1 protein-coding gene is annotated in these 260 nt (G+C 31.2%); it reads right to left on the bottom strand.

The features are described from left to right. Positions 1-260: PHP-associated domain-containing protein (locus tag AACQ14_RS24015; RefSeq protein ID WP_339366063.1), on the bottom strand; the 260-nt coding region annotated here is incomplete at both ends.

The raw sequence follows: 260 nt of genomic DNA on the forward strand, positions 1-260 counted from the left end.
AGGTAAGTATACTTGCGCACCAAGTATACTTACCTGCTTTCAATATCTCAACTAATTCAGCATCATCTTGTGGTGTATAATCCAAATCATTATAATAAATACCAACATGTTTGGAATCATGTCCGTCAGAATTACTTATTAATCTAGTATTCAACCTTTTTGCCAGATTTTTGATGTTTTGCTCATCATCTTTACCTATATTGGTTGAATGAATCTCTATAGCATCTGGTATATAATTTTCTATGTCTACATTTACATAG

The organism is Vallitalea maricola, from assembly GCF_036985595.1.
Classification (GTDB): domain Bacteria; phylum Bacillota; class Clostridia; order Lachnospirales; family Vallitaleaceae; genus Vallitalea; species Vallitalea maricola.